This window comes from Cyanobium sp. Cruz-8D1 (assembly GCF_024345975.1).
Classification (GTDB): domain Bacteria; phylum Cyanobacteriota; class Cyanobacteriia; order PCC-6307; family Cyanobiaceae; genus Cyanobium.
The window spans coordinates 1-4,207 of record NZ_JAGQCD010000089.1 but is presented as its reverse complement, the minus strand read 5'-3'; the positions used below and the strand labels follow the sequence as shown (position 1 = coordinate 4,207).

The 4,207-nt window shown below is 63.9% G+C and carries 3 protein-coding genes and 3 pseudogenes; 3 read left to right on the top strand and 3 right to left on the bottom strand.

What is annotated here, in order from left to right; all coding sequences use genetic code 11:
* Positions 1–108 precede the first annotated feature (108 nt).
* Both KBZ33_RS21105 and KBZ33_RS21100 read left to right on the top strand, forming a co-directional pair.
* Positions 109–647: pseudogene (locus KBZ33_RS21105) on the top strand (transposase); the annotation flags it as partial.
* Between the two features lie 189 nt (positions 648–836).
* Positions 837–1,025 (top strand): hypothetical protein, encoded by a 189-nt coding sequence (locus KBZ33_RS21100; protein ID WP_255011979.1) that lies wholly within the window; start codon positions 837–839, stop codon positions 1,023–1,025.
* Positions 1,026–1,108: 83 nt separating this feature from the next.
* On the opposite strand, the pseudogene KBZ33_RS21090 reads toward KBZ33_RS21100, so the two are convergent.
* A pseudogene (locus tag KBZ33_RS21090) lies at positions 1,109–2,685 on the bottom strand (DUF6880 family protein).
* A 220-nt stretch (positions 2,686–2,905) separates the two neighbouring features.
* Between KBZ33_RS21090 and KBZ33_RS21085 the strand changes: the two are divergent.
* Positions 2,906–3,352, top strand: a complete 447-nt coding sequence (locus KBZ33_RS21085) for a hypothetical protein (RefSeq protein ID WP_255011976.1) — start codon at positions 2,906–2,908, stop codon at positions 3,350–3,352.
* 133 nt (positions 3,353–3,485) lie between these two features.
* Here the strand turns inward: KBZ33_RS21085 and KBZ33_RS21080 are convergent.
* Both KBZ33_RS21080 and KBZ33_RS21075 read right to left on the bottom strand, forming a co-directional pair.
* Positions 3,486–3,704 (bottom strand): annotated as a pseudogene (locus KBZ33_RS21080) (DUF2442 domain-containing protein); the annotation flags it as partial.
* A gap of 18 nt (positions 3,705–3,722) precedes the next feature.
* Entirely contained in the window at positions 3,723–3,989 is a 267-nt protein-coding gene (locus tag KBZ33_RS21075; RefSeq protein ID WP_255011975.1) for a DUF4160 domain-containing protein, read from the bottom strand.
* Between the last annotated feature and the right edge of the window lie 218 nt (positions 3,990–4,207).

The window sequence follows — 4,207 nt, the reverse complement described above, 5'->3', positions numbered from 1 at the left end:
TCACTCTCAGAAATGCCGGCAGGTGGTGGATGCATCTCGGGCAGTCTCTGCCTGAGATCCAAGCTGTTTTCAGAGGTCTGTCAAGAGCGGAACTGCCCCGGAGCTTTCTCCCCCCTGAACAGTTACGGGGAACGAGATCCGGAGATGCACCAGACCAAGAAGGTCAACCAGTGGTACCACCGCTGCGCGGGAGGCTTCGCCTACGGGATGAAGCTCCACATCGGTGTCGACAAGGACTCAGGCCTCATCCATTCGGTGGAGACCAACGCCGCCAATGTGCACGACCTTACGCCAGCCGCTGATCTCCTGCACGGAGAGGAGACTGTGGTCTATGCGGATGCTGGCTATCAGGGGGTCGAGAAGCGAGCCGAGAGGCAAGGAAAGGGGATTGGCTTCCGCGTTGCCATGTGGCCCGGAAAGCGCAGGGCTTTGCCGAACACACCGGAGGGTCGACTGGATGATCTGGTCGAAACCGCCAAAGCACATGTCCGCGCCAAGGGCGAACACCCGTTCCGGGTGATCAAGCAGCCGTTCGGTTTCAGAAGACGCGGCTGCGAGGCATGATCAAGAACCGCTGCAAGGCGAACGTGCTGGCAATCCTCTCAAACCTATTCATGACACGTCGTAGGTTGTTATGTAGTGCGTGATCGGGGTAGCAATGTGACCATGGAAGACAAAATGCCCCCAGATGGGCAAGATTCAGCTTCTAATAAGGTGGAATCAGGCCCATCAATTTCAGATCCGCCCAGAAACTGTTCATCTCGAAAAGATCACGACCTCAGGCTCTCTGTGGGGGCTCGTTGTTCAGAGGTTCCCAAACAAGATCAGCCCCAAGGATGCAGGAGATCCACAGGCAGCTTTCCATGGCCGTTGACCAAGACCTCTTTCATCCCTTGGAAATTGCTGTACGACTAGGGCTCATCCCCATCCGGCCCCGCCGCAGCCTGGTGCTGGTGACGGTGGTCTGGGCCGATGACACCAGCAGCGAAGTGAACGCGACCAGTTTGAAGCGCCATCGCCTCTGATGCGGCAACTTCACCAGCAGGACCCACCCGTGAGGCTTCACCTGCAGAAACTCGCGGTTGTGGAGCGACAGCGTTCCGTCCTGTCATTCCGGCAGCAGCAGGCCATCAAAATCCAGCTTCTTGAGAAAGCCCATGCGGTGCCCATAGGCCCGCAGCAGCTCGCGCACGTAGGCATTGTGCGGCGGGATGCGGCCCCAGTCAGCGATGCCGGCAGCCAGGCGGCGGCAGCTCTCCAGGTGACGCACGGCCCGCAGGTAGCGGCTGGAGTGGGCCGTCTCGAGAACCTCCTCGATCATTGTCCGCAGGCACAGGCTGGTGGCCAGGGGCTGGCGCGCCTCCAAGCCCGCCGCCACGGCTGTTAGAAGCGGTTCGTCGGCGCCGTTGAGCCGATTCGGATCGGCCAGGATCAACCGGGCGACGCGGCGCTGGTCGGGCCAGCGGTGCAGGAACTCCAGGGCCGCCTGAAAGCTCCGGTGCCCCAGCACGGCCTCGAGCAACTCCTCCTCGGCCCGCAATCCTCGAAGGCAGGCAGTCGCTGCAGGTAGGTACGCAGGTGGGGCAGCGACAGGCGCTCGATCGCAAACTCGCGCCGCTGCGCCTGGGCCGCCTCGCCTCGCCCGAGGGCCTCAAGCGCCTCCAGGTGGGCATCGAGCCAGGGCCGGGCGCCATCACTGCGCCATCCCTCCGTCAGCTCCACCCCCTCCAGCAACGCCAGAGCCTCTGCTGCCCGGCCGGCGGCCGTGAGGCGCTGGGCCACCCGGGCCACGAGGCGCGGCCGCTTGAGCCCGGCAGGGGCATGGTCGCGGTACTCCGCCAGATAGGCCTGCGCCTCCCCCAGCCCATCGGCGATCGCCAGCATCGCCAGCCGAACGGCCTGGCGTTGCTGCCAGGGGTCGGTGGCCCCATCGTCGTCGTCGTCCTCAGGCTCGAAGCTGCCGGTCCAGCCGTCGTCGTCCCAGGCGACATCGTCGTGCTGGACGCCATGGAGATCGATCGCGTTGGCCAGCACCAGAACGCCCTCCTCCTCGGCCTCGTCCGTCTCGTCCTCCACCAGCAGCTCATCGGACCGGCCGATCACGGGCCGCTCCTGCTCCAGCCTCTGCCCCAGCCGCCGCAGACCCTCCGGCGTCAGTGCCTCAGCCAGGTGGCACACCAACTGGTCGTACTGGCCTTCTTGGTTGTCAAGCACCGCCTCGGCCACCTGATCCGCCAGCGCCGCCGCCGGCAGCCGGGCCCGGCAGGCCAGCCGGCCCAGGTCGGCGCTGGCCCGATGGAACAGCGCCAGGCCTGCGCCGTCGCTGTCATCGACACGATAGAGCAGGGAGGGGGCCAGCTCCAGCAGCCGCCACAACAGCTCCACCGCCAGAGCGGGAGCCTGGGAGCCGATCGCGGTGGTGATCGCCTGGCGCTGGCTGTCCAGCTCGGCCAGCACCGGCGCGAAGGCCCGACGATCGAGCCAGCGCTCGGAGCGATCCAGGGTCGCCAGCCGCTTGCGCACCTCCTGGGCCATCTCCTGGGGGCCGCGGGACTCCGCCAGGGCCAGCCGCAGGGCCCGGCGGGCGGCAGCATTGCCTTCCGTGTGCTGCAGCAGCAGCTCCGCCAGCCGGGCGGCGCCGAGGGCCTCCAGCGAGCGGGCATTGAGACTGGGGCGGCCGGCCATGGCGGGCTGGGCAGATAGGGGGGTTGCCCACGGTGGCGCCCTGTGGATTCTGGCCGCCGCAACACCTTTGCCGTAGACGGAGCTGGTACCTACCCTGGCGACCGGTTGACCACGGGAGATCGCCATCGGACGCCGCACCCGATCCCAGGCCGCCGGCTTCAACGCGGCGGAGCAAACCCGCGAGCGCGGCGCTCTGCCGCCGGGCCCCGAGCAGCAGCTTGTGGAGAAGCTGCGGCGCATCGAGGCCCTGCACGCCCGGCCCGGCAGTGAGGGGGAGCGCCATGCGGCCGAGCGGGCCCGCGAGCGCATCCAGGCCCGCCTCCAGCAGCTGGAGGCTGAGGAGCCGCCGATCGAATTCCGCTTCTCCCTGGCGGATCAGTGGTCGCGCCACCTGTTCGTGGCTCTGCTGCGCCGCTACGGCGTCCACCCCTACCGCTACCGCGGCCAGCGCCGTACCACGGTGATGGCGCGCCTGAGCCGGGCCTTTGTGAATGAAACGCTCTGGCCCGAATTCCTGGAGCTGCAAAGCACCCTGGTGGCCTATTTCGATGCCCTCACCGACCGGGTGATCGAGCAGGCCCTGGAGGTGAAGGCCGGCGAGGCCGAGGAGCAACCCGAGGCGGCGCCGGCCTTGGCGCCCCAGGAGCACCAGGGGTCGTTGCTGTAAGCGGAGGGGTTTGGCGGCGGCGCTGAGCCTCGACTCCTCTTACGATTACCATCACATAGCTGCAGAGAGTGTGGCCGCCGTCCACTCAATAGCATCAGTGGATTGCAGGTGGAAACTCAGGTAAATGGCATGGCTAGAAAGTGCTCTTCGTTTTTAACGGAAACCTTTCGGGATGCCGTATCGACTCAACAGACAAATCAACATCCAGATCCGGCCAATAGAGATGGTCGGCCGATGGTCGCAGGACGTTGAGAATCTGCTGAATCGTGGCTACCGTGAACCAGGGAAACTCGGAATAAGAAAGTGCAAGCTCCTCATCATCAATAAGTATCCAGACGCAGTGGCCGGAAACATTCGTGACTTCAGCTCCCTAATTGTTCCAGGCATCGATGATCTCCTGTTGGCGGGACTCGACTAGGCGTTCTGCGTCCTTTAGCTTTGACGAGCTTAGCCCGATGTTGCGAGCAAGTTCAATGGTCGGTCTGAGCCAGAACTTCGTCTCACCAGCTGGGTGACTGACATGGCTGACATGGATGTGCATACGGCTTTCCTCTTCCTCTCGGGAGAAGAAGAAAAATCGAAATTCGCCTTCCCGGAAGACGGTTGGTGACAAGCAGGCTTCCCCACCTCCGTTCATTGGGGTTCATCTTGATTGTTAGGTGAAGGATAAGCCGAAATCCGGTCAACACTTTGACTGGTCAGCTTGGGAAGCAGGTCATGGCCGCTTGAGGGAACTTCGAAAAATCAACAAGGCACTTGATTGTGGCATGATTCCGATTATGATCGGTTAAGCAATCTTCACAACAACTGTGGGTCAGAGAGGCTTCTGGGACGAGCAGCAAAGAGTCACAAAGC

Coding starts and splice junctions, on each gene's coding strand:
- KBZ33_RS21100 (WP_255011979.1), top strand. CDS start 837: ATGCAGGAGATCCACAGGCAGCTTTCCATGGCCGTTGACCAAGACCTC.
- KBZ33_RS21075 (WP_255011975.1), bottom strand. CDS start 3,989: ATGAACGGAGGTGGGGAAGCCTGCTTGTCACCAACCGTCTTCCGGGAA.